Source organism: Streptomyces sp. NPDC002788, assembly GCF_053592115.1.
The window spans coordinates 277,842-299,593 of sequence record NZ_JBSFVB010000001.1 but is presented as its reverse complement, the minus strand read 5'-3'; the positions used below and the strand labels follow the sequence as shown (position 1 = coordinate 299,593).

21 protein-coding genes and 3 pseudogenes are annotated in these 21,752 nt (G+C 71.7%); 12 read left to right on the top strand and 12 right to left on the bottom strand.

Annotated features, from left to right (window positions below):
* The first annotated feature begins 3 nt into the window (after positions 1-3).
* The 3 genes from ACWD1U_RS01345 (at position 4) to ACWD1U_RS01335 (ending at position 2,408) form a co-directional block, all read left to right on the top strand.
* The gene (locus tag ACWD1U_RS01345) at positions 4-642 is read left to right on the top strand and encodes a DUF1360 domain-containing protein (RefSeq protein WP_451103602.1); all 639 of its coding nucleotides are present in this window, start codon (positions 4-6) and stop codon (positions 640-642) included.
* Positions 639-1,172 (top strand): hypothetical protein, encoded by a 534-nt coding sequence (locus ACWD1U_RS01340; protein ID WP_451103601.1) that lies wholly within the window; start codon positions 639-641, stop codon positions 1,170-1,172. Before ACWD1U_RS01345 ends, ACWD1U_RS01340 begins: the two co-directional genes overlap by 4 nt.
* Before the next feature lie 120 nt (positions 1,173-1,292).
* Positions 1,293-2,408 (top strand): winged helix DNA-binding domain-containing protein, encoded by a 1,116-nt coding sequence (locus ACWD1U_RS01335; RefSeq protein ID WP_451103600.1) that lies wholly within the window; start codon positions 1,293-1,295, stop codon positions 2,406-2,408.
* Positions 2,409-2,577: 169 nt separating this feature from the next.
* On the opposite strand, the gene ACWD1U_RS01330 is transcribed toward ACWD1U_RS01335, so the two are convergent.
* The 3 genes and pseudogenes from ACWD1U_RS01330 to ACWD1U_RS01320 all read right to left on the bottom strand — a co-directional run bounded on the left by ACWD1U_RS01330 (position 2,578) and on the right by ACWD1U_RS01320 (position 7,274).
* Positions 2,578-3,369 (bottom strand): S1 family peptidase, encoded by a 792-nt coding sequence (locus ACWD1U_RS01330; RefSeq protein ID WP_451103599.1) that lies wholly within the window; start codon positions 3,367-3,369, stop codon positions 2,578-2,580.
* Between the two features lie 203 nt (positions 3,370-3,572).
* Positions 3,573-6,425 (bottom strand): AAA family ATPase, encoded by a 2,853-nt coding sequence (locus ACWD1U_RS01325; protein ID WP_451103598.1) that lies wholly within the window; start codon positions 6,423-6,425, stop codon positions 3,573-3,575.
* A 202-nt stretch (positions 6,426-6,627) separates the two neighbouring features.
* Positions 6,628-7,274, bottom strand: a pseudogene (locus ACWD1U_RS01320) (helix-turn-helix transcriptional regulator).
* Positions 7,275-7,413: 139 nt separating this feature from the next.
* On the opposite strand from ACWD1U_RS01320, the gene ACWD1U_RS01315 reads away from it, so the two are divergent.
* The gene (locus ACWD1U_RS01315) at positions 7,414-9,084 is read left to right on the top strand and encodes an AMP-binding protein (RefSeq protein ID WP_451103597.1); all 1,671 of its coding nucleotides are present in this window, start codon (positions 7,414-7,416) and stop codon (positions 9,082-9,084) included.
* Positions 9,081-10,679, top strand: a complete 1,599-nt coding sequence (locus ACWD1U_RS01310) for an AMP-binding protein (protein WP_451103596.1) — start codon at positions 9,081-9,083, stop codon at positions 10,677-10,679. Before ACWD1U_RS01315 ends, ACWD1U_RS01310 begins: the two co-directional genes overlap by 4 nt.
* A 112-nt stretch (positions 10,680-10,791) precedes the next feature.
* On the opposite strand, the pseudogene ACWD1U_RS01305 reads toward ACWD1U_RS01310, so the two are convergent.
* From ACWD1U_RS01305 to ACWD1U_RS01295, 3 genes and pseudogenes are all read right to left on the bottom strand, one after another.
* Positions 10,792-11,109 (bottom strand): annotated as a pseudogene (locus ACWD1U_RS01305) (GNAT family N-acetyltransferase); the annotation flags it as partial.
* Positions 11,110-11,156: 47 nt separating this feature from the next.
* Positions 11,157-11,663 carry a GNAT family N-acetyltransferase gene (locus ACWD1U_RS01300; RefSeq protein WP_451103595.1) on the bottom strand — a complete coding sequence of 169 codons (507 nt, stop codon included), beginning with the start codon at positions 11,661-11,663 and terminating at the stop codon, positions 11,157-11,159.
* 73 nt (positions 11,664-11,736) lie between these two features.
* The gene (locus ACWD1U_RS01295) at positions 11,737-12,144 is read right to left on the bottom strand and encodes a MerR family transcriptional regulator (protein WP_451103594.1); all 408 of its coding nucleotides are present in this window, start codon (positions 12,142-12,144) and stop codon (positions 11,737-11,739) included.
* A gap of 50 nt (positions 12,145-12,194) precedes the next feature.
* Between ACWD1U_RS01295 and ACWD1U_RS01290 the strand changes: the two genes are divergently transcribed.
* Positions 12,195-13,082 (top strand): NAD(P)-dependent oxidoreductase, encoded by an 888-nt coding sequence (locus tag ACWD1U_RS01290; protein WP_451103593.1) that lies wholly within the window; start codon positions 12,195-12,197, stop codon positions 13,080-13,082.
* Positions 13,083-13,096: 14 nt separating this feature from the next.
* On the opposite strand, the gene ACWD1U_RS01285 is transcribed toward ACWD1U_RS01290, so the two are convergent.
* Positions 13,097-13,252 (bottom strand): hypothetical protein, encoded by a 156-nt coding sequence (locus ACWD1U_RS01285; RefSeq protein WP_451103978.1) that lies wholly within the window; start codon positions 13,250-13,252, stop codon positions 13,097-13,099.
* A 179-nt stretch (positions 13,253-13,431) separates the two neighbouring features.
* On the opposite strand from ACWD1U_RS01285, the gene gcl reads away from it, so the two are divergent.
* Positions 13,432-15,216 (top strand): glyoxylate carboligase, encoded by a 1,785-nt coding sequence (gene gcl / locus ACWD1U_RS01280; RefSeq protein ID WP_451103592.1) that lies wholly within the window; start codon positions 13,432-13,434, stop codon positions 15,214-15,216.
* 128 nt (positions 15,217-15,344) lie between these two features.
* Here gcl and ACWD1U_RS01275 read toward each other — a convergent pair whose 3' ends face one another.
* The 5 genes and pseudogenes from ACWD1U_RS01275 to ACWD1U_RS01255 all read right to left on the bottom strand — a co-directional run bounded on the left by ACWD1U_RS01275 (position 15,345) and on the right by ACWD1U_RS01255 (position 18,739).
* A complete protein-coding gene (locus ACWD1U_RS01275; protein WP_451103591.1) occupies positions 15,345-15,962 on the bottom strand; it encodes a TIGR04222 domain-containing membrane protein in 618 nt (205 codons plus the stop codon).
* Between the two features lie 158 nt (positions 15,963-16,120).
* Positions 16,121-16,357: a hypothetical protein gene (locus ACWD1U_RS01270; RefSeq protein WP_451103590.1), complete on the bottom strand. Its 237-nt coding sequence runs from the start codon at positions 16,355-16,357 to the stop codon at positions 16,121-16,123.
* 290 nt (positions 16,358-16,647) lie between these two features.
* Positions 16,648-16,859, bottom strand: a pseudogene (locus ACWD1U_RS01265) (catalase-related domain-containing protein); the annotation flags it as partial.
* Between the two features lie 123 nt (positions 16,860-16,982).
* Positions 16,983-17,891, bottom strand: coding sequence for a 2-hydroxy-3-oxopropionate reductase (locus tag ACWD1U_RS01260; RefSeq protein ID WP_451103589.1), 909 nt, complete (start codon positions 17,889-17,891; stop codon positions 16,983-16,985).
* A gap of 26 nt (positions 17,892-17,917) precedes the next feature.
* Entirely contained in the window at positions 17,918-18,739 is an 822-nt protein-coding gene (locus ACWD1U_RS01255) for a TIM barrel protein (protein ID WP_451103588.1), read from the bottom strand.
* 141 nt (positions 18,740-18,880) lie between these two features.
* Between ACWD1U_RS01255 and ACWD1U_RS01250 the strand changes: the two genes are divergently transcribed.
* The 5 genes from ACWD1U_RS01250 to pucL all read left to right on the top strand — a co-directional run bounded on the left by ACWD1U_RS01250 (position 18,881) and on the right by pucL (position 21,675).
* Entirely contained in the window at positions 18,881-19,132 is a 252-nt protein-coding gene (locus ACWD1U_RS01250) for a hypothetical protein (RefSeq protein WP_451103587.1), read from the top strand.
* The gene (locus ACWD1U_RS01245) at positions 19,129-19,497 is read left to right on the top strand and encodes a helix-turn-helix domain-containing protein (protein ID WP_451103586.1); all 369 of its coding nucleotides are present in this window, start codon (positions 19,129-19,131) and stop codon (positions 19,495-19,497) included. The genes ACWD1U_RS01250 and ACWD1U_RS01245 overlap by 4 nt, the downstream gene beginning before the upstream one ends.
* Positions 19,498-19,805: 308 nt before the next feature.
* Positions 19,806-20,315, top strand: coding sequence for a 2-oxo-4-hydroxy-4-carboxy-5-ureidoimidazoline decarboxylase (uraD, locus tag ACWD1U_RS01240; RefSeq protein WP_451103585.1), 510 nt, complete (start codon positions 19,806-19,808; stop codon positions 20,313-20,315).
* A gap of 7 nt (positions 20,316-20,322) precedes the next feature.
* On the top strand, positions 20,323-20,727 hold the full coding sequence (uraH, locus tag ACWD1U_RS01235) for a hydroxyisourate hydrolase (RefSeq protein WP_451103584.1): 405 nt from the start codon (positions 20,323-20,325) through the stop codon (positions 20,725-20,727).
* A 3-nt stretch (positions 20,728-20,730) separates the two neighbouring features.
* Positions 20,731-21,675 carry a factor-independent urate hydroxylase gene (pucL, locus tag ACWD1U_RS01230; RefSeq protein WP_451103583.1) on the top strand — a complete coding sequence of 315 codons (945 nt, stop codon included), beginning with the start codon at positions 20,731-20,733 and terminating at the stop codon, positions 21,673-21,675.
* Positions 21,676-21,752: the final 77 nt, after the last annotated feature.

Here is a 21,752-nt window from a genome sequence, read left to right as displayed (position 1 = left end):
CGCATGGACAGGACGCCAGTGGCTGACAGCCGTCCGGCACGACGGCTGCGCGCGCTGCTCCGGCGCGCCGAACGGGGCTATTCGGCAGGACACGACCGGCCGCTGGGCGGCTATGTCGCGGCCATGACGGGCTTCGCGGTGTTCACGACGGCCTGGGCCGCGGCGGTGAAGCTGCGTGGCCGCCCGCTGCCGGTGCGCCCCGAGCCGTGGGACGTCGTCCTGACGTCGGTCGCCACGTTCCGTCTCAGCCGGCTGCTGACCAAGGCATCCGTGACCAGCCCCCTGCGGGCCCCCTTCACGGAGTACGTCGAACCGCAGGGCCCGGCCGAACTGCACGAGGAGGCGCGCAGCCGGCAGGGCAAGCACACCATCGGTGAACTCGCGACCTGCCCGTTCTGCATGAGCGTGTGGGTGGCCTCGGCGCTGACCGCCGGACAGCTGCTCTGGCCCCGCCCGACCCGCACCGCGATGGGCGCACTCGCCGCCCTGGCCGGGGCCGACACCCTGCAGCTGGCGTACGGCACGCTGATGGACAAGGCGACCGGCGACGCCCCCGGGGACAGGACGACCGACGACCGGCGTCCCACGGACGGCGACCCGCGCGTGACCCGGGCGCCGAAACGGGTACTCGGCGACACATGATCAGGCACGCACTGTGGCAGGGACTGCTCGCCGGTACCGCCGGAGGCGCCGTGATGACCCTCGGCGAGAAGCTGGAGCAGGCCGTCACGGGCCGGCCGGACTCCCATGTGCCCGCCCGCGTCCTGCAGCGGCTGACCGGCCTGCCCGAAGGCCCCTGCACCCCGACCCTGAAGGCCAACTGGGCCATGCACTTCGGCCAGGCCGCCCTCCTCGGCGTGCTGCGTTCGGTCATGGCCCAGTCCGGGCTGCGCGGACCGGTCGCCTCCGCCAAGTTCACCGTCGTCCGCCTCACCAACGACCAGATCCTGGAGAACGCGACCGGTGTCGGCGCTCCGCCCGCGACCTGGCCGCGCCGGGAACTCGTGGTGGACATCCTGCACAAGGCCGTTTATGCGTTCGTCACGGGTGCCGTCGCCGACGCCCTGGCCGCGCGCGGCGGCCCCGGCCCCGGACAGCGTCACGCCGCCCGCCGCCCCGGCCGCCACACGGATGTCGAGCCCCTGCCCCGCGCGGACGCCTCCGGGCGATGACCCTCCGGCTCACCGTCGCTTGCGCATGACGGTGACCGCGCCGGAGGCGAGCAGCCCGATAAGACCGGGCCCCGGAGTTGCGGCCAGAACCTGTCCGCATCCCCCGTTACCGTCCCTCAATTGACAAACACCAAGCGGAGCGTCACCCGTACGGCACCCCTCCTCGGCACCCGCGCCCTCAACCGTGCCACCCTCGACCGGCAGCTTCTGCTGCGTCCCGCGCGGATGTCCGCCGTCCGAGCCGTCGAGCACCTGGTCGGTCTCCAGGCGCAGAACGTCAAGCCGCCGTACTACGCGCTCGCCGCCCGCCTCGACGACTTCGCCCCCGAGGCGCTGTCAGGGCTGATGGCCGACCGCGAGGTCGTCCGGATCGTCACGATGCGCTCCACGATCCACACCCACACCGCGGCCGACTGCCTCGCCCTGCGGCCGCTGACGCAGCCCGCGACGGACCGGGAGCTGGCGAACTTCCGCAAGGGCCTCACCGGCGTCGACCTGGACCGGCTCGACCGCCTCGCCCGCGACCTCGTCGAGGCCGAGCCCCGCACCATGAAGCAACTGCGCGAGGCCCTGCTGCGAGAGTGGCCCGACGCCGACCCGCAGGCCCTGGCCGTCGCTGCCCGCTGCCGCCTGCCGCTCGTGCAGGTCACCCCGCGAGGCCTGTGGGGCAGGAGCGGGCAGGTCAGTCTCACCACCGCCGAGCAGTGGCTCGGTCGCCCCGCCGGACCGCCCGCCACGCCCGACGCGGTCGTCCTGCGCTACCTCGCCGCCTTCGGCCCGGCCTCCGTGCGCGACATGCAGACCTGGGCCGGACTGACCCGCCTGGGTGATGCCTTCGAGCGTCTCCGCCCGCGCCTGGTGACCTTCCAGGACGCCGAGGGCACCGAACTCTTCGACCTGCCGGACGCCCCGCGCCCCGACCCGGACACCCCGGCCGCGCCGCGCTTCCTGCCCGAGTTCGACAACCTGCTGCTCTCCCATGCCGACCGCACCCGCGTCGTCCCCGCCGAGCACCGCGGCCGCTCCTGGCAGGGCAACATCGCCTACTGCACACTCCTCGTGGACGGTTTCCTCGCGGGCCTGTGGCGGCTGGAGGGGGACGCGCTAGTGATCGAGCCCTTCGGACCTCTCCCCCCGGCCCGGCGGGACGAGGTCGTCGCCGAGGGGGAGCGGATGCTGCGGGTCATGCACCCGGGCACGTCGTACGACATCCGCTTCGGCGCCGTACGGACGTAGGGCGATGCCCGTGACTCAGGTTCTGTCCCGCCGATCAGCGAGACGCGGCGGTCGGAGCGGGCTGACCAACCGGCCGGTGGCATGGAGAGGGGGCGTTGCGGGCCGCTCGTGGAGGCCCGCAACGCCCCCTGGCATGTCACCTGAGGGGTACTCAGGAGCTAGAGGAAAGTTACGAGTTGACCTGCGTCGTGACCAGGTTGGAGAAGGTGGTCAGCCGGGCGTAGACACCCGGGTACCCGGCCTGGGCGCAGCCTTCACCCCAGGAAGTGATGCCTGCCAGGACGCCCCCGATGAGCAGGGGGCCGCCGCTGTCGCCCTGGCAGGTGTCCACGCCGCCGGAGGTCTTCCCGGCGCACACCATGTCGCTCCGCACGAAGTCGGAGCCGTAGGAGCTCGCACAGCTGGAGTCGGACACGGTCGGTACGGTCGCGGTGCGCAGCTGGTTGGAGGAGCTGCCGTTCGACGAGGTGGTGCCCCAGCCGAGGATGCGGGCGGTGGTGCCGGCCGCGTACACCGAAGTCTGTGAGGAGGAGACGTACTTCGCCGGCGTGTACGGCATCGACGTCGACAGCGTCAGCACGGCCACGTCCTCGCCGTTGGTGACGCTGGTGTAGCTCGGGTGGATCCATATCTTGCTGACTCTGCTGACCGTGCCGTTGGTGCCGTTGCGGTAGGTGCGGCCGCCGACGACGCGGACGCTGCTGGTGGTCTCACCGACCATGCAGTGCGCGGCGGTGACGACCTTCGTGGGCGAGACCAGCGTGCCGCCGCAGAACTGGGTCTGCGAGGCGTCCGTGATCTGCATGACGTACGGGTACGCGGTCGTCGTGGTCGTGGTACCGCCGACGATCGGCTGCGGCGCGGCGACGGCCGAGGGGGCGGCGAGCAGCGCGGTGGTGGCGGCGGCAGCGGTCGCCGCGACGAGGGCGGCGGCCTTCTTGGCAGCGTTGAGCCCGAACATGGGTCTCCTTGGGGAGTTGCCGGTGGGGGAGCGCGCGGGTGGTCGTGCACGGGGACCCTGACGCCTTTGTTCGGATCTCCGTGTGCCCGGCGAGCGGCACGCCCCAAAGCTAGGGCCGGGACGCGAGAGCTCCCAATGAGGGAACCCCCTAAGGGAGTTGGGCAGGGAAAACCCTCGGCCCGGCCACGTAAACCCAGGTGAGGTCAGGTCGTACGGCGACCCGCGGCCAGCCGGACGATGTCCACCCGTGAGCGGATGCCCAGCTTGCGGTAGACCCGGGTGAGGGTCGCCTCGACGGTCTTGACGCTGATGAACAGGCGAGCCGCGATCTCCCGGTTCGTGGCGCCCTCCATCACCAGCGAGGCGACCTGACGCTCCATCGAGGCGAGGCCCTCCAGCGCGTCGAGCGCGACGGGCGGCGCGACGGCGGCCGGTTCCACCGCCGCGGGACCGGCGGCGACGGCCGTGTCGACCTGCCGCAGCCAGGGCAGCGCCCGGCAGCGGCGGAACAGCCGGGCGGCCTCGTCGTAGGACGCCGGGCCGCGCAGGGGGGTCCCGCCGGGGCGGGGGCAGGCGGCGGCCTGGGTGCGCAGGCGGGCCAGCGCGAAGGCGGCCCGGGCCTCCTCCAGCCCGTAGCCGAGCCGGCCCAGCCGGTCCTGCACGGACGCCAACCGGACGAGCGCGGCCTCGTGTTCACCCCGTGCGGCGCGGACCAGCGCCTCGGCCCGGTCGAGCACGGCCAGCACGCTCTGCCGGCCCAGCCGCAGCGCGTGCACCCGGGCCGTGTCGATGACGTCCTGGGCCTCGCCCGGTTCGCCGATGCGCACCAGGGCCTCGGCGAGGTCGCCGTGCCAGCGGCCGCGCCCGGGGTCGTTGATACCGAGGCCCTGCTCCAGCTCGCGCACCCGGCGCAGCGAACGCACGGTCGCCGCCGGGTCCCCGGCCACCAACTGGGCGTATCCCAGCGCCGCCAGGGCCCGCGACAGGTACATCTGGTCCCCGTCCACCTCGGCGTGGTCGGCCGCCTCACGGGCGAGGGCGAGCGCCCGGTCGACGTCCCCGGCGGAGGCCTCCGCGAGGGAGGTGAGCATGGCCGAGGCACCCTCGCCGATCCCGGAGTCCCGGGCGAGCCGCAGGCTCTCGCGGGCGAGGTCGAGGGCCCGGCCGCAATGCCCGGAGCGCAGTTCGGTGTCGGCGAGGAAGCGCAGGAAGTGCACCTCGCTCTCGACCATGCCGCGCCGCCGCGCCTCGCGCAGCAACGCGGTGATGGTCGCCCGCGCCTCCGGCAGCTGGTCGCTCATGATCAGCCAGCGGAAGCGGGCCGAGCCGGCGCCGTTGTGGTGGCAGGCCACATACGGGTCCTGGGGCTCCTTCAGCGCCCGCTTGACGGTCACGGGCGCGTCCGGGTGGCCCATCAGGGTCTCGGTGGAGGCCTGGAAGGACAGCGCCATCAGCTCGGTGCGCCGGTCCGCTCCCCGGGCGGCCAGCTCCGCCGCGTGCGCGGCCTCCTGCCGGGCCTCGGCGAAGTCGCCCTCCACGACCAGGCCGCGCCAGGCCAGCTGGTAGTGGACCAGGGCGAGCAGGCCCGGGTCGTCGCCGGCATCGGCCAGGACCTGCGGGAAGACGGCGTCGACCTCGCCGAGGGCCTGCCCGGCCGCCTCGATGACGACCATCCAGGCCCGGACACGCTCGGCGGGCACGGTGGCACGCGTCAGTACGTCACGGGCGATGTCCCGGGCGAGATCGGCCTCGCCGGCGGTGATCGCGTCCTCCGCGGCCTGCAGGCGCCGCTCGTCCGGGCCCGGGGTGCTGTCCGCCGGGGTGTGCCGGGCCGCGAGCAGCCCGAGCGAGGCGGCCACGGACGGTGCCCCGCGGTCCCGGGCCAGCGCACCGGCCTCGGCGAGCCGGGCCGCCACGTCCGGGTCGGTGCCCGTGGTCGCCAGAGCAAGGTGCCGGGCCCGCTCGATGGGGTCGGAGGCGGCCGTGGACAGTGCCGCGTGCACGGCCCGCCGCTCCTGCGCCGGGGCCTCCGCGTACAGCGCCGCCGAGATCAGCGGGTGCGCGAACCGCAGGGCCGGCGCCTCGGGGTCCGTGGCGAGCAGCCCCAGTGCCGCCGCCTGGGCCGTCTCGGCCTCGGCGTGCTCCCGGCCGGCCGCGTGCAGCAGGGCCAGTGAGGGACGGGCGCCGGCACTGGCCACCAGCAGGGTGCGGCGCGCCTCGTCCGACAGCATCCCCAGCCGGCTCAGCACCAGGGCCCGCAGCGATGTGGGCACCGGCAGGGGCTCGCCGGGCCGGGGGCGGGTGGGGCTCTCGGCGAGGGCGCGGCCCAGTTCCAGCGCGAAGAGCGGGTTGCCGCCGCTGGTGCGGTGGATGTCGCGGATCGTGGAGCGGGACAAGGGGGTGTAGCCGCGGTGGTCGAGCAGCGCGGAGACCTGCGTACGGGAGAGCGGACCCAGCCGGACGGCGAGCGTGTCGGGCGGAGACGCGCGTAGATGGCGGTCGTACTCCTCGCCCTCGGTCCGTACCGCGCACAGCATCTGCACGGGCGTGTCACCCAGCCGGCGGGCCGCGAAGCCGAGCAGTTCGGCACTGGCGGCATCCAGCCACTGCAGGTCGTCGGCGACCAGAAGCACCGGGCCCTTGACGGCCAGTGCCCGCAGCGCCGACAGCACGGCGAGGCGCAGCGCGAGCCCGTCCCGCTGGAGCGTGGACTCACCGCGGCCGGTGAGCGCCGACTCCAGCGCCGTGCGCTGGGCGGCGGGCAGCGCGCCGGAGACATCGTCCAGGACCAGCCCGAACAGGTCGGCCAGGGCAAGGAAGGGCAGATGGGATTCCGACTCGGTCGCCGAGCAGCGCAACACCGTGCGGTCCGGACCAACGTAATCCGCGGCCAGCGCCCGCAGGACCGTCGACTTTCCAATTCCGGCGGGGCCGTGGAGCAGCACACTGCCCCCTCGGCCGAGCTGCTCACGTGCCGACGTGAACAGATCCTCCCGGCCGATGACCAGGTCGGGGCGGCTCCTGGGAGGCTCCTGGAAGTCCCGTCGCACGGTCACCGCTCCCCTCCGTGTGTCGTGTCCTGGCCAATATTAGGCAACAGCTCTTTGAATTTCGGAGGGACGGCGTGGTGAGGGAAATAACAACGGGTGTGGGCGGGCGAATTCATCGGTCTCCCGAATGCGGCGGAACACGACGGCGGCGCCCCCTCGGGAACCCGTCGCACGGTCGAACGGGCAGGCACAGCGGAAACATCACAACCTATGGCAGCCATCCCGCCCGGCGCGCGGCGACCACGGCCTCGCCCCCGGTCCGGGCCCGCAGCTTCGGCATGGCCGACCGCAGATACCCCTGACGGTCTCGGGCGTCACGCCCAGCCGCTCGGACGCGATCGCGTTGGTGGCCCCCGCGGCGCCGCCCGGACGGCACGTCCACCTCGCGCGGCGCGAGCCGGACCCGGTCCGACGGCGTGGAATCGGCCATCAGCAAGGCACCGGCGCCGAGCAGCTCGGCGCGCGGCTCCGGATCCGCGATCTTCGCCGCCGGCGCCCGCAGGACCGCGTGCGCCTCCCGCACCCGCTCCCGTCCCACGCCGGCCCCGCCCTCGGTGGTGAGCGTGCGGGCCTCCTCGCGCACGACCAGCGCCCCCTCCACGTCCCGCGCCGCCTCGACGGCCGCGTCCAGCATGCGCCCGGCCGGGCGAGCACCACCGTCTTGCCGCCCAGCCCGTTCCCGGACGTCACCACCAGCGAACGCAGCGCGTCCGTCGCCGTGCCGCTCAGTTCGCTGATGCGCATCCGCCGCCCGGCTTCGCTCAGGCCGCCGAAAGCGACCGGAAGGCCGGTGACGCGCCGCAGACGGAGCAGCGCGTTCCGTATCCCGGACGCGTCGGACGCGTCTGCTGTCACCTGCTCGCCCCTTCACTTCGGCTCCTGTGCGGGCGCACCCCCGTTCGGGGGTAGTGAGACCTGGGGTAGTGAGGCCTGCATCACGGATTACACGATGGTTCGGAGCTGCCCGGCAATGGTCCGGCACCAAGGAGGACGAATGGCATCGGCGACGGAGGTGTTCCGCGGCGCGCGGGACTTCCTGCTGGAACACCGCGAGGACTACGGCACGGCCTACGAGAACTTCCGCTGGCCCCGTCCCGACTGCTTCAACTGGGCGCTCGACTGGTTCGACGAGATCGCGCACGGCAACGCCCGCACCGCGCTGCACATCGTCGAGGAGGACGGCCGCGAGACACAGCTGTCCTTCGCGGAGATGTCCGTACGCTCCGCCCAGTTCGCCAACTGGCTGCGGGCCCGGGGCGTGCGCGCCGAGGACCGGATCCTCGTGATGCTCGGCAACCAGGCCGAACTGTGGATCACCGCGCTCGCGGCGATGAAACTGCGAGCCGTGGTCATCCCGGCCACCCCGCTGCTCGGCCCCGCCGACCTGCGCGACCGCGTCGACCGCGGCCGGGTCCGGCACGTCATCGCGCGCTCCGAGGACACCGGCAAGTTCGCCGAGGTCCCCGGCCGCTACACGCGCATCGCCGCAGGCACCGCCCCCGAGGGCTGGCTGCCGCTGGACGACGCCTACGGAGCCCCGGCCGACTTCACGCCCGACGCCCCGACCCGGGCCGACGACCCGCTGATGCTGTACTTCACCTCGGGCACCACCGCCCGGCCCAAACTCGTCGAGCACACCCACACCTCGTACCCGATCGGGCACCTGTCGACCATGTACTGGATCGGCCTCAAGCCCGGTGACGTGCATCTGAACATCTCCTCGCCCGGCTGGGCCAAGCACGCCTGGTCCAACCTCTTCGCCCCCTGGAACGCCGAAGCGACCGTCTTCCTGTACAACTACACGCGTTTCGACGCCGTCCGTCTCATGACCGAGATGGACCGGGCCCGGGTCACCACCTTCTGCGCCCCGCCAACCGTCTGGCGCATGCTCATCCAGGCCGACCTGACGCGGCTGCGCACCCCACCCCGCGAGATCGTCGCCGCCGGTGAGCCGCTCAACCCGGAGGTCATCGAGCAGGTCCGCCGGTCCTGGGGCGTCACCATCCGGGACGGCTTCGGCCAGACCGAGACGGCCGTGCAGGTCGCCAACAGCCCCGGCCAGCCGCTCAAGACCGGCTCGATGGGCCGGCCGAGCCCCGGCTACCGCGTCGAACTGCTGGACCCCGTCTCGGGCGCGCCGGGTGTGAGCGAAGGGGAGATCGCGCTCGACCTGTCGGACCGGCCCGTCGGCCTGATGACCGGCTACCACGGCGACGCGGACCGCACGGCGGAGGCGATGGCCGGCGGCTACTACCGCACGGGCGACATCGGCGCACGGGACGCGGACGGCTACATCACCTACGTCGGCCGCGCGGACGACGTCTTCAAGGCGTCCGACTACAAGATCAGCCCCTTCGAGCTCGAGAGCGTGCTGCTGGAGCACGAGGCGGTGGCCGAGGCGGCCGTCGTGCCCGCGCCGGACGAGCTGCGGCTCGCGGTGCCGAAGGCCTACGTCGTCCTGGCGGCGGGCTGGGAACCCGGCCCCGACACCGCGAAGGTGCTGTTCGAGCACTCCCGTGAGGCCCTGGCCCCCTACAAGCGCATCCGCCGCCTGGAGTTCGGCGACCTGCCGAAGACCGTCTCGGGCAAGATCCGCCGCATCGAGCTGCGCGAGGCCACGGCGGCCGGGTCGGACACCGAGTACCGCGAGGAGGACTTCCGGTGACCTCGTACAGTCATGGAGCCGGCGAGACGGCTCTGCTCGGCGACACCATCGGGGCCAACCTGGACCGCGCGGTGGCCACCTGGCCGGACCGTGAGGCGCTGGTCGACGTGCCGTCCGGGCGGCGCTGGACGTACGCGCAGTTCGGCGCGGCCGTCGACGAACTGGCCTCCGCGCTGCTCGCCTCCGGGGTCGCCAAGGGCGACCGGGTGGGCATCTGGGCGGTCAACTGCCCCGAGTGGGTCCTGGTCCAGTACGCCACCGCCCGCATCGGCGCGATCATGGTGAACATCAACCCGGCCTACCGCACGCACGAGGTCGAGTACGTCCTCAAACAGGCCGGGATCTCCCTCCTGTTCGCCTCCCTCGGTCACAAGACGAGCGACTACCGGGCGATGGTCGGGCAAGTGCGGGGCAGCTGCGCCAAGTTGCGCGAGGTCGTGTACTTCGGCGACCCGAGCTGGGACGCGTTGCTCGGGCGGGGGACTTCCGGCGCCCGGTTCGAGGACGACGACCTGTCCTGCGACGACCCGATCAACATCCAGTACACGTCGGGCACGACGGGCTTCCCGAAGGGGGCCACCCTCTCCCACCACAACATCCTCAACAACGGCTATTTCGTGGGCGAGTCGATCGCCTACACCGAGCAGGACCGGATCTGCATCCCAGTGCCCTTCTATCACTGCTTCGGCATGGTCATGGGGAATCTGGCCGCCACGTCCCACGGCGCCTGCATGGTCATCCCGGCCCCGTCCTTCGACCCGAAGGCCACGCTGGACGCGGTCCAGCAGGAGCGCTGCACCTCGCTCTACGGCGTCCCGACCATGTTCATCGCGGAGCTGAACCTCCCCGGCTTCGCGTCGTACGACCTCTCCTCCCTGCGCACCGGCATCATGGCGGGCTCGCCCTGCCCGGTGGAGGTGATGAAGCGGGTGGTCACCGAGATGAACATGGCCGAGGTGTCGATCTGCTACGGCATGACGGAGACCTCGCCCGTCTCCACGCAGACCCGGCGCGACGACGACCTGGAACACCGCACCGGCACGGTCGGCCGCGTGCTGCCGCACATCGAGGTGAAGATCGTCGACCCGGCGACGGGCGTGACCCGACCGCGCGGCCAGGCGGGCGAGTTGTGCACCCGCGGCTACAGCGTGATGCTCGGCTACTGGAACGAGCCGGAGAAGACCGCCGAGGCCATCGACGCGGGCCGCTGGATGCACACCGGCGACCTCGCGGTGATGCGCGATGACGGCTACGTCGAGGTCGTCGGCCGCATCAAGGACATGATCATCCGGGGCGGGGAGAACATCTACCCCCGCGAGATCGAGGAGTTCCTCTACCCCCACCCCAAGATCCAGGACGTCCAGGTCGTGGGCGTCCCGCACGACCACTACGGCGAGGAGGTCCTCGCCTGCGTCATCCCCCGCGACGCCGCCGACCCGCTCACCCTGGACGAACTCCACGCCTTCTGCCAGGGCCGCCTCGCCCACTACAAGATCCCGAGCAGACTTCAGCTCCTCGACTCCTTTCCGATGACCGTCTCCGGGAAGGTACGCAAGGTGGAACTACGGGAGAGGTTCGCGGGCGGGCAGAGGTAGAACAGCTCGGGGTCGCCGTCGTCGAGGCCGTGGACCAGACCGGCGGTTGCCAGCCGGCTCTCGAAAGCAGTTGCTGCATGGGCTGGTTGGAGGCGTTGGTCGAGGTGAACAGCTTGGGCGTGGTGCACGCGGCTTCGACAGCCGTGAGGAGACGCGTGGCCACTCCCTGCCGGCGTGCGGCGGGCGCGACCGTCAGCAGGGTGAGGAAGCCCTGTTCGAAGAAGGTGTACTCCAGCACGCCGTAGCCCACGGGCCGGCGCGCGTCCTCGGCCGGCAGTGCCAGGCCCTGCTCGCACCAGCGCCGGATGCCCGCGCGGCGCGCCCTGTCTCCCGCCGCCGCGATCGGGTCCGTCTCGGTAAGCGCCGTGCGGTCCGACGCCTCGGCGCGGCGCACGACGAGCGTGCCGGGTTCGATGTCGCCTGGGCGCATCGTGGCAGCAGTGCGGGCCGGGCCGCGCGTGGATTTCCGCGGCCCGGTCACAGGGGTGCGCGCATGCACACACGGGGCCACCGGTCCAGGCCGTGTTCGGCCTCCGTCGCGCGGATCTGGCGCAGGCCGGGGGTGAGGTCGGCCTCCGCGAGGGTGCGGAAGCCGAGGCGGGCGTAGTAAGGGGCGTTCCACGGGGCCTCCGTGAAGGTGGTCAGCGTGAGGGCGGCCAGGCCCTCCTCGCGGGCGCGGTCGGCGGCGTACGCCAGCAGGGCCCGGCCCACACCCCGGCGCGCGGCGCGCGGGTGGACCGAGACCTGCTCGATGTGCAGGGCGCCGTCCACGGGTTCGGCGACGAGGTACGCGGCCGGGTGGCCCCGCTCGTCCACCGCGACCCAGCAGCGACCCGCCTCGCGGTAGCGCTCCAGCACGTCGAGCGCGGGCGGTTCGTCGTCGGCGATCTGCGGCATGCCTAGCTCGCGGAAGGGGGCGCCGGCGGCACGTTCGATGTCCTGGAGGGCGGGGAGTTCGGCGGCGGTCGCGGGGCGGATGCGCATGGGGTGAGTATGCGGCGCGGTCGGCACCGGGATCCGGTGGCTACCCTCGTTCGGTCCACTCGCTCCACGACCGTCAGGCGGGCACACGCTCCGGGTCGGCGTCGTCGAAGGGCGGGTAGGTGCGGCTGCCCATGCGCTCGGCCGCGTCGATGTAGTCGGCGAGGGCGTCCCGGGAGCGGGCGAGCGTGGCCATCTGGTCGTCCAGCCGGCGCAGCCGCGACCGCATCGCCGCCAGTAGTTCGGGACACCCGAGCAACTCCGGGGCCTCTCCGACGGCACAGGGCAGCAGATAAGCGATGTCCTCGGACGATAAGCCGGCGCCGAGCAGGTGGCGGATCTGTCTCACCCGCAGTACCGCGTTCTCGTCATACTCGCGGTACCCGTTCGTGCCGCGGTCCGCCTCCAGCAGGCCCTGAGCCTCGTAGTAGCGCAACTGATGGGCGTTGACGCCCGTCCGGCGACTCAGTTCCCCGATACGCATCAAAAACCTCGCTTGACCTTCACACCGGTATCAACGTTGACGATGCTGCCATGACCAACACCGACACACCCGTGACAGTTATCGGACTCGGCCTGATGGGCCAAGCACTCGCCGGCGCGTTCCTGAAGGCCGGGCATCCCACGACCGTGTGGAACCGTACGACCGCCAAAGCCGACGGGCTGGTGGCCCGAGGCGCACGGCTCGCGCCGACGGTCGGCGACGCGGTTCAGGCCGGCTCCCTGACGATCGTCTGCGTCACCGACTACCAGGCTGTGCGGGAGCTGTTCGGCACGAGCGATGTCGAACTCGACGGCACGACGCTGGTCAATCTGACCTCGGGCGACTCGGCCCAGGCCCGGGAGACCGCCCGATGGGCCGAGCAGCGCGGCGCCCGCTACCTGGACGGCGCCGTCATGGCCGTCCCGCCGGCCATCGGCACGCCCGAGGCGGTGATTCTGCACAGCGGCCCGCAGGCGGACTTCGACGAGCACAAGCCGACACTCGACGCGCTCGGCACCGTCACCCACCTCGGTGCGGACCATGGCCTGGCGTCCCTGTACGACGTGGCCGGACTGGCCATGATGTGGAGCGTCCTGAACGCCTGGCTCCAGGGCACCGCGCTGCTCAGGACGGCCGGTGTCGACGCCGCGACGTACGCGCCGTTCGCCCAGCGGATCGCCGCCGGCGTGGCCGAATGGCTGCCCGGATACGCCGAGCAGATCGACAGCGGCTCCTTCCCCGCCGAGGTGTCGGCCCTGGAGACCGACGCGCGGGCCATGGCACACCTGATCGAGGAGAGCGAGGCGGTGGGTGTCAACGCCGAACTGCCGAAGCTGTTCAAGGCGATGGCCGACCGCTCGATCGCCGCGGGACACGGTGGCGAGCAGTATCCCGTGCTGATCGAAGAGTTCAGCAGGCCCGGGCCCGGCGACGACTGACCTGTTCGGGCTTGTCAGGGCGCCCGGTCAGCCGTGCCGGTGGCGTCCAGTGCGCCGACCGGGGCGTTCACCGGCCGCGGTGCGCCGGTGAGGTCGAGGACGAACAGCGGGATGCCGAGGGCGTCGGCGCGGGCCCGGGCGTCGTCCGCGTCCCCGGCGGCGTCAGGCACCGCGCGTCCATCGTGCGCCGGTGAACGCCTGCCCGTCCGCCGCTTGCCGGTCTCTTGACGCCCTTCACCCACCCCCATACATTCATTCCAGATAGTAGAAGTTACTTTCCGTAATGCGGAATAGCTTACCGCTGGGCGCGACGGGAATGCGAATCCGACAGCCGAAGCAGGAGTACTCGATGGCTCGAATGACCGCTGCCCGCGCGGCAGTTGAGATCCTCAAGCGCGAGGGCGTCACCGACGCGTTCGGTGTCCCGGGCGCGGCGATCAACCCCTTCTACGCGGCGCTCAAGGCCTCCGGCGGCATCCACCACACCCTCGCCCGCCATGTCGAGGGTGCCTCGCACATGGCCGAGGGCTACACCCGCACGCACGCGGGCAACATCGGCGTCTGCATCGGCACGTCCGGACCGGCCGGCACCGACATGATCACGGGCCTGTACTCCGCGACCGGCGACTCCATCCCGATCCTGTGCATCACCGGCCAGGCCCCGACCGCCGTGATTCACAAAGAGGACTTCCAGGCCGTCGACATCGCCTCGATCGCCAAGCCGGTCACCAAGACGGCGGTGACCGTGCTGGAGGCCGCGCAGGTCCCCGGCGTCTTCCAGCAGGCCTTCCACCTGATGCGCTCCGCCCGCCCCGGCCCGGTCCTCATCGACCTGCCGATCGACGTCCAGCTCACGGAGATCGAGTTCGACCCGGAGACGTACGAGCCGCTCCCGGTCTACAAGCCCGCCGCGACCCGCGCCCAGATCGAGAAGGCGATCGGGATGCTGAACGCCGCCGAGCGGCCGCTGATCGTCGCGGGCGGCGGCGTCATCAACGCCGACGCCGCCGAACTGCTCGTTGAATTCGCCGAGTTGACGGGCACTCCGGTCGTCCCCACCCTCATGGGCTGGGGCGTCCTCCCCGACGACCACGAGCTGAACGCCGGCATGGTCGGCCTCCAGACCTCGCACCGCTACGGCAACGCGACGTTCCTGGAGTCCGACTTCGTCCTCGGCATCGGCAACCGCTGGGCCAACCGCCACACCGGCAAACTCGACGTCTACACGGCCGGACGGAAGTTCGTCCACGTCGACATCGAGCCCACCCAGATCGGCAGGATCTTCGCCCCGGACTACGGCATCGCCTCCGACGCCAAGACCGCGCTGGAGCTGTTCGTCGAGGTGGCGCGCGAGCTGAAGACGTCCGGCCGGCTGCCCGACCGCTCCGCCTGGGCGGGCGCCGCGCAGGACAGGAAGGCGACCCTCCAGCGCCGTACGCACTTCGACGACATCCCGATCAAGCCGCAGCGCGTCTACGAGGAGATGAACAAGGCCTTCGGCCCGGAGACCCGGTACGTCTCCACCATCGGCCTCTCGCAGATCGCCGGCGCCCAGATGCTGCACGTCTACCGGCCCCGCCACTGGATCAACTGCGGCCAGGCCGGCCCGCTCGGCTGGACCGTCCCGGCCGCGCTCGGCGTCGCCAAGGCCGACCCGGAGGCGTCCGTCGTCGCGCTCTCGGGCGACTACGACTTCCAGTTCATGATCGAGGAACTGGCGGTCGGCGCGCAGCACAAGATCCCGTACGTCCATGTCCTCGTCAACAACTCCTATCTGGGACTGATCCGCCAGGCGCAGCGGGCCTTCGACATCGACTTCCAGGTCAACCTGGAGTTCGAGAACATCAACGCGCCCGAGCTCGGCGTCTACGGCGTCGATCACGTCAAGGTCGCCGAGGGCCTCGGCTGCAAGGCGATCCGCGTCACCGACCCGGCCGAGCTCGGCGCCGCCTTCGAGCAGGCCAAGAAGCTCGCCGCCGAGTACCGGGTCCCGGTCGTCGTCGAGGTGATCCTGGAGCGCGTCACCAACATCTCCATGTCGACGACCAACGACATCGGCAACGTCGTGGAGTTCGAGGAGCTCGCCACCGAGCCCGGCCACGCGCCGACGTCGATCAAGACGCTGAAGGTCTGACGCGTACGCGGGAGAGGGGCGGTCCGTCCAGGAGGACGGACCGCCCCTCTCCCGCGCGTGCCGGGCGTCGCGGGGCAGGCGGGACTCTGCGGACACCCCCGGTGTCCCGGGCATGCCGGAACCCGCGGTCAGTCCCCGCCACCTCCGCCTCCGCACCCGCCCCCGCCGCAGTAGGAGTAACCCCCGCCGCCTCCACCCGTACGGCGCGGCGGGTGCTTGAGAAGGCTCTTGCCGCCCAGCTCGGCCCGGCGGATCAGCCCCGCCCGGAGGGCGAAGCGCGGCACCAGCAGCCACAGGGCCGCCTCTCCGTGCAGGGCGACGGCGAGCAGCCGGTCGTGGTCTGTCAGGCCGCGCCTGCTCGCGGGCAGCGGGTGGAGCCGCCGCAGCTCCCGCACATGGCGGCGGGCGCCGCGCGTCGGGCCGAGCAGCGGGTAGCGCAGCAGGCCCGCCTCCGCGAGCGGGATGCGCATGAGGGCCAGCGCGAGCCGTACATCCGGATCCTTGACCAACGTCCGGAGACCGGTGGGCTCGTGGAGACAGGCGTGCACCTCCTGGGCCAGAGGGGACGGCGGTCGCTCCGCGCTCCCGGCGTCCGCGATGCCGGCCCGTATCTTCCCCGGCCGGTCCGGCACCACCAGACCCCGCAGATACAGGTCCACCACGGCGACGGTGACGGCGGCCCGAGGGCCGTCCTCCAGCAGTGCGATCTCGTGCGGCTCCAGCCGGACCGCCGTACCGTCGCTCATGGCCTCACCCCCGTGCCGGGGCCCGCCGCCCCCGTGTCGGCGGGCCCCGTGTGTCGAGAATGTGCCCGGCCCCGGGGGCAGTTGAAGCCCCCGGGGCCGGGTTCAGAGGTTCATTTGAGGGTTCCGTACAAGGCCTACGACCGGTGCCGTAGGTGTGTTCACGCCTCGTGATGTTCCGACAGCCCCGGCCAGTCGTCCGGGCCGCCGCCCTGCCATTCGACGATGTCGCTCTCCGCGACGTCCGTGACGTACAGGTCGGCCAGCCGCAGGATCTCGGCGACGTCGTCGGCGTGCGTGGCGACGCCCAGGGGCTCCTCGCCCAGGGTGACCCGGCGGGATCCGTCCAGGGCGGGGGCGTGGACCACGACATGCGGATGCTCGGTGGGAGGTGCCATGCCTTCAGGCTGCTGCGAGCGGGACGGTTCCGCACCCTGAGGGGGCCGGCCGTCCGCGCGAGGCTGGGCGCGACGCGACGTTCGCACCGCCGGACGGGGTCTTGAGGGGGCAAGTGCCGGGACCGCGGCGGGTGCGACGGACGCCAGGGCGGTCTTCCCTCAGATCGGGAAGCCGGCCCGGGCCCTTCACCACCGCACTGGCTCGCAGCCGCCGCGGTCGGCGCCCTGCCCGCGTCCGTGCCCGGGGCGGCCACCCCTCATCCGGGCCGGTCCCGGGCGGTCGGACGCGGTCAGGGAGTTCCGTCCTCGCGCAGGGCGCGGACCGCCTCCTCCACGTGCCGCCCGTACTCGGGGTCGGCGGCGTGGAAGGCGCGAGGTTCTTCTCGATCACGTCGTCGCGGGAGGCCTGCGAGAGGCCGCCCGCGATGTTCGCGACCGGGCGGGACTTCTCCTGCGCGGACTTCAGGCGGTACAGCTCGCCCGCCTGGAAGGAATCAGAGCGTCAACAGTTTGCTGATGCGATGGGCCTGGCTGGTTCCGGGCGGCGCCGCCGCTCTGGGCGCGACAGGACAGGTGTCAGCGGCGACGCCGCCCGGGTCGCGGGGACCCCCGGCGGTGACGAGGGTCAGATCTGGGCGCCGGAGAGCCGCTCCACGGCCCGCAGCAGGGCCGAGTGGTCCAGGCCGCCGTCGCCCTGCGCGCGCAGGGACGCGACCAGTTGTGCGACGACGGCGCCGACGGGCAGAGCCGCGCCGACGGTGCGGGCGGCGTCCGTGACGATGCCCATGTCCTTGTGGTGCAGGTCGATCCGGAAGCCCGGCTTGAAGTCGCGGCCGAGGAAGTTGTCCTTCTTGCGGGTCAGCACGGTCGAGCCGGCGAGGCCGCCGTTGAGGACGTCCAGGGCGGCCCTCAGGTCCACGCCGGACTTCTCCAGGAAGACCACGGCCTCGGCGCACGCCTGTATGTTCACGGCGACGATCAGCTGGTTGGCGGCCTTCACGGTCTGGCCGGAGCCGTGCGGGCCGCACAGCACGATGGTCTTGCCGAGCGCCTCGAAGATCGGCTCGGCCTGGTCGAAGTCGGCCTGCTCGCCGCCCACCATGATGGACAGCACGGCCTCGACGGCACCGGCCTCACCGCCGGACACCGGGGCGTCCAGCACGCGGATGCCCTTGTCCTCGGCGGCCTTCGCCAGGTCTACCGAGGTCTGCGGGGTGATCGAGGACATGTCGATCAGCAGCGCGCCGGACTTCGCGTTCTCCAGGATGCCGTCGGGGCCGTAGGCGATGGCCTCGACCTGCGGTGAGGCGGGCACCATCGTGATGACGACGTCGGCGTCCTTCACGGCCTCGGCGATCGAACCGGCGGCGGTGCCGCCGGCCGCGGCGAGGCGGTCCAGCTTCTCCCGCTCCAGGGTGAAACCCGTGACGTCGTAACCCGCCTTGATCAGATTCTCGGACATGGGGGAGCCCATGATGCCGAGGCCGATCCAGGCGATCGCCGGGCGGGGAGAAGCTGCGAGTGCGTTGCTCATGACGAGGGTGCCTTTCGGTACGGCGGTCAGCGGGGCAGCCAGTCGAAGGACTCGGCGCTCGGGCGGTCGCCCGGCTTGTACTCGAGGCCGACCCAGCCGTCGTAGCCCGCCTTCCGCAGCTGGTCGAGGAGGTCTTCGAGGGGCAGCGAGCCCGTCCCGGGGGCGCCGCGTCCCGGGTTGTCGGCGATCTGGACATGGCCCGTCTTCGCGGCGTACCGCTCGATCACCGACGGGAGGTCCTCGCCGTTCATGGACAGGTGGTAGAGGTCCATGAGGAAGCGCGCGTTGCCCAGCCCCGTCGCGTCGTTGACCCTGTCCACGACGTCCACGGCGGCCGGTGCGGACACCAGCGGGTACAGCGGGGACTCGGGCCGGTTCAGGGCCTCGATCAGCAGTACCGCGCCGATCCGGTCGGCGGCCCGGGCCGCGAGGACCAGGTTCTCCAGCGCGAGCGCGTCCTGCGCGGCCGGGTCCACACCCTCGACGCGGTTGCCGTACAGGGCGTTGAGGGCCCTGCAGCCCAGGGAGGCGGCGACATCGGCGGCCACGTCGATGTTGGCCCGGAACCGCTCCGACTCCTCACCGGGGACCGACAGTGCGCCGCGGTCCGGGCCGGGGAGCTGCCCGGCGTAGAAGTTCAGGCCGGTGAGCCGGACGCCGGCGTCCTCGATCGCGCGCTTCAGGGCATCGAGTTCGGACCGCTCCGGCGTGGGCGAGTCCACCCAGGGCCACCACAGCTCGACCGCGGTGAACCCGGCAGCCGCCGCGGCAGCGGGACGCTCCAGCAGGGGGAGCTCCGTGAAGAGGATCGACAGGTTGACGTCGAAGCGCTGGTCTGCGAATCCCATCGGGGCGTCGCTCCCTTCCTTGCGGGCGAAGATTTTCCGCATTGCGGAATCTTGTTTCTGCTTAACGGAAGATTGCCCGGGGCGGGGGAGAGCTGTCAAGGGGGCTGCCGGAAAGCCCGCCCCGCGCGTTAGGTTGAGCGCGTGCGACTGAGAGTGGAGTTCACGACCGAGCCCTTCGACCTGGACGAGGCCCCCGCGCACGCGGTGGTCGCCCGCGAGGTCGTGGAGGCGGCCGAGCTGGACGCCGTGGACGTCGGCCCGTTCGGCAACACCGCGGAAGGCGGTGCCGACGCGGTGCTCACCGCCGTGGACGCCCTGTTCCGCAAGGCCCTGGCAGCCGGCGCCACCCGGGTCTCGCTCCAGCTCAACGTGATCGAGGAGGGCGAGGCGTGAGCGGCGCGGGGGGTGAGTCGTTCATCGCGGCCGTCAAGCCCCTGGTCGACGCCATGGGCGGGGAGATGATCCCGCCCGACGAGGCCGGGCCAGATGACGTGGTCCTCTCCTGGGAGGGCCGTGAAGCCGTCGCCGTACGGCTGCCGCAGCTCGCCGACTCCCTCGATCACATCCTGGCCGCCATGGAACGCCGCAAGGGCATGCCGCTGGCCGATCTCGACCGCAAGGCCAAACAGGAGGTCGTCCGGATACTCGAGGCGCGCGGCGCCTTCTCCGTACGGCACGGCGTGGAGACCGTGGCGAGCGCCCTCGGCGTCAGCCGCTTCACCGTCTACAACTACCTGAACCGCGAGAAGGGGGCCTGAGGGGTCCTTGCACTGTGCCCGCCCGGATCGAGTCCGCTGGCACCGCGCCTCGCCGCGTTGCCCAAGCGCCCAGGTAGCTCCGCTGCCAGGGCACTCCGGCGCCTCGCGATGCACGGCACCGGACCGCGTGACCTGATCGGACGCTCATGGTGCAAGGACCCCTGAGCGGGCTCGCGCCCGGTTCGGCTGACTCGCCGGGTTTCGTCACACAGAATTTTCAACAAACTGTTGACGCGCTGTCGCGGGAGGGCGTTAGCTATCGGCACGCCCGTTCAGTATGCAGGCCGTATCCGGCCACGGAGGGTCCCGTGACTTCCACTTCCACGCCGCCGGGCCTGGCCCGGTTCAACGCCCTCGACGAGCACGCGGCCTTCACCGCGCTCCACGAGGCGTGCGCCTCCGCGGCGTGGGCGAAGCGCCTGCTCGCAGCCCGCCCCTACGCGACCTGCGAGGACCTCTACGCCGCGAGCGACGCCGCCATGGCGGAGCTGACGGCCGCGGACCTCGACGAGGCGATGGCCGGTCACCCGCCCATCGGCCGACCCGAGCCCGGTGACCCCGTCTCGGCGCGGGAGCAGCGCGGCATGGCCGGCGCCTCCGACGAGCTCAAGGCGGAGATGCTGGAACTGAACCTCGCCTACCAGGAGAAGTTCGGCCATGTCTTCCTGATCTGCGCCACCGGCCGGACCGGCGAGCAGATGCGCGACGCGGTCCGGGACCGGATCGGCAACACGCCGGAGCGGGAGCGGGAGATCGTCCGCACCGAACTGGGGAAGATCAACCGCATCCGTCTGGCCCGACTCGTCGAAGAGGACTGACCGCAGCATGAGCACCTCCGCCACCGCGTCCGTGTCCACGCACATCCTGGACACCAGCGTCGGCCGCCCCGCCGAGGGTGTCGCCGTCCACCTCTCGGCCCGCTCCGGGCGTGAGGCGCACTGGCAGGCGCTCGGCGGCTCCGCGACCGACACGGACGGGCGGTGCAAGGACCTCCCGGCCCTGCCGGAGGGGACCACTCACGTACGACTCGACTTCGCGGTGGAGCCGTACTTCGAAGAATCCGCGAAGAAGCAAGCCGATGCGCAGCAGGACGCCCCCGCGAATCGGGACAGCGGCGCCGGTGTGTTCTTCCCGGAGGTGGCGATCACGTTCGCCGTCGTACCGGGCGAGCACTACCACGTACCGCTGCTGCTCAACCCGTTCGGCTACTCCGTATACCGAGGGAGCTAGCTAATGACCGACAATTCCCGCCCTGCCCGCCCTGTCATCCTGGGACAGAACCAGTACGGCAAGGCCGAGAACCGAGTCGTCAAGATCACGCGGGACGGCGCCACCCACCACATCAAGGACCTGAACGTCTCGGTGTCGCTGAGCGGCGACATGGACGAGGTCCACTACTCCGGCTCCAACGCCAACGTCCTGCCGACCGACACCACCAAGAACACGGTGTACGCGTTCGCCAAGGAGTACGGCATCGAGTCCGCCGAGCAGTTCGGCATCCATCTCGCCCGGCACTTCGTCACCGGCCAGGAGCCGATCCACCGGGCCCGGATCCGCATCGAGGAGTACGCCTGGGAGCGGATCGAGGCGTCCGACGCCAGCTCGGGGGTCATCGGCGCCGAGGTCAAGCACTCCTTCGTCCGCAAGGGCCAGGAGGTCCGGCTGGCCCAGATCACCTACGACGGCTCGTCGTGGGAGGTCGTCTCGGGCCTGAAGGACCTCACGGTGATGAACTCGACCGACTCCGAGTTCTGGGGCTACGTCAAGGACAAGTACACGACGCTGAAGGAGGCCTACGACCGCATCCTGGCCACCGAGGTCTCCGGCCGCTGGCGGTTCAACTGGACCGACGACGAGCAGCGCATGCCCGACTGGGAGAAGTCCTACGAGCAGGTGAAGAAGCACATGCTCCAGGCCTTCGCCGAGACGTACTCCCTGTCCCTGCAGCAGACGCTGTACCAGATGGGCGCGCGGATCATCGACAACCGCAGCGAGATCGACGAGGTCCGCTTCTCCCTCCCGAACAAGCACCACTTCCTGGTCGATCTGGAGCCGTTCGGGCTGAAGAACGACAACGAGGTGTACTTCGCCGCCGACCGCCCCTACGGCCTGATCGAGGCGACGATGCTGCGGGACGGCTGCGAGGCGCGGATCCCCGTGGACCTCACCAACCTCTGACGTCCCCTCTTTCGGCACCCGTGGCCGGGGAACCCGTCATTCCGGCCACGGCACTCAAACCCCCGGGGTCCTGCCGT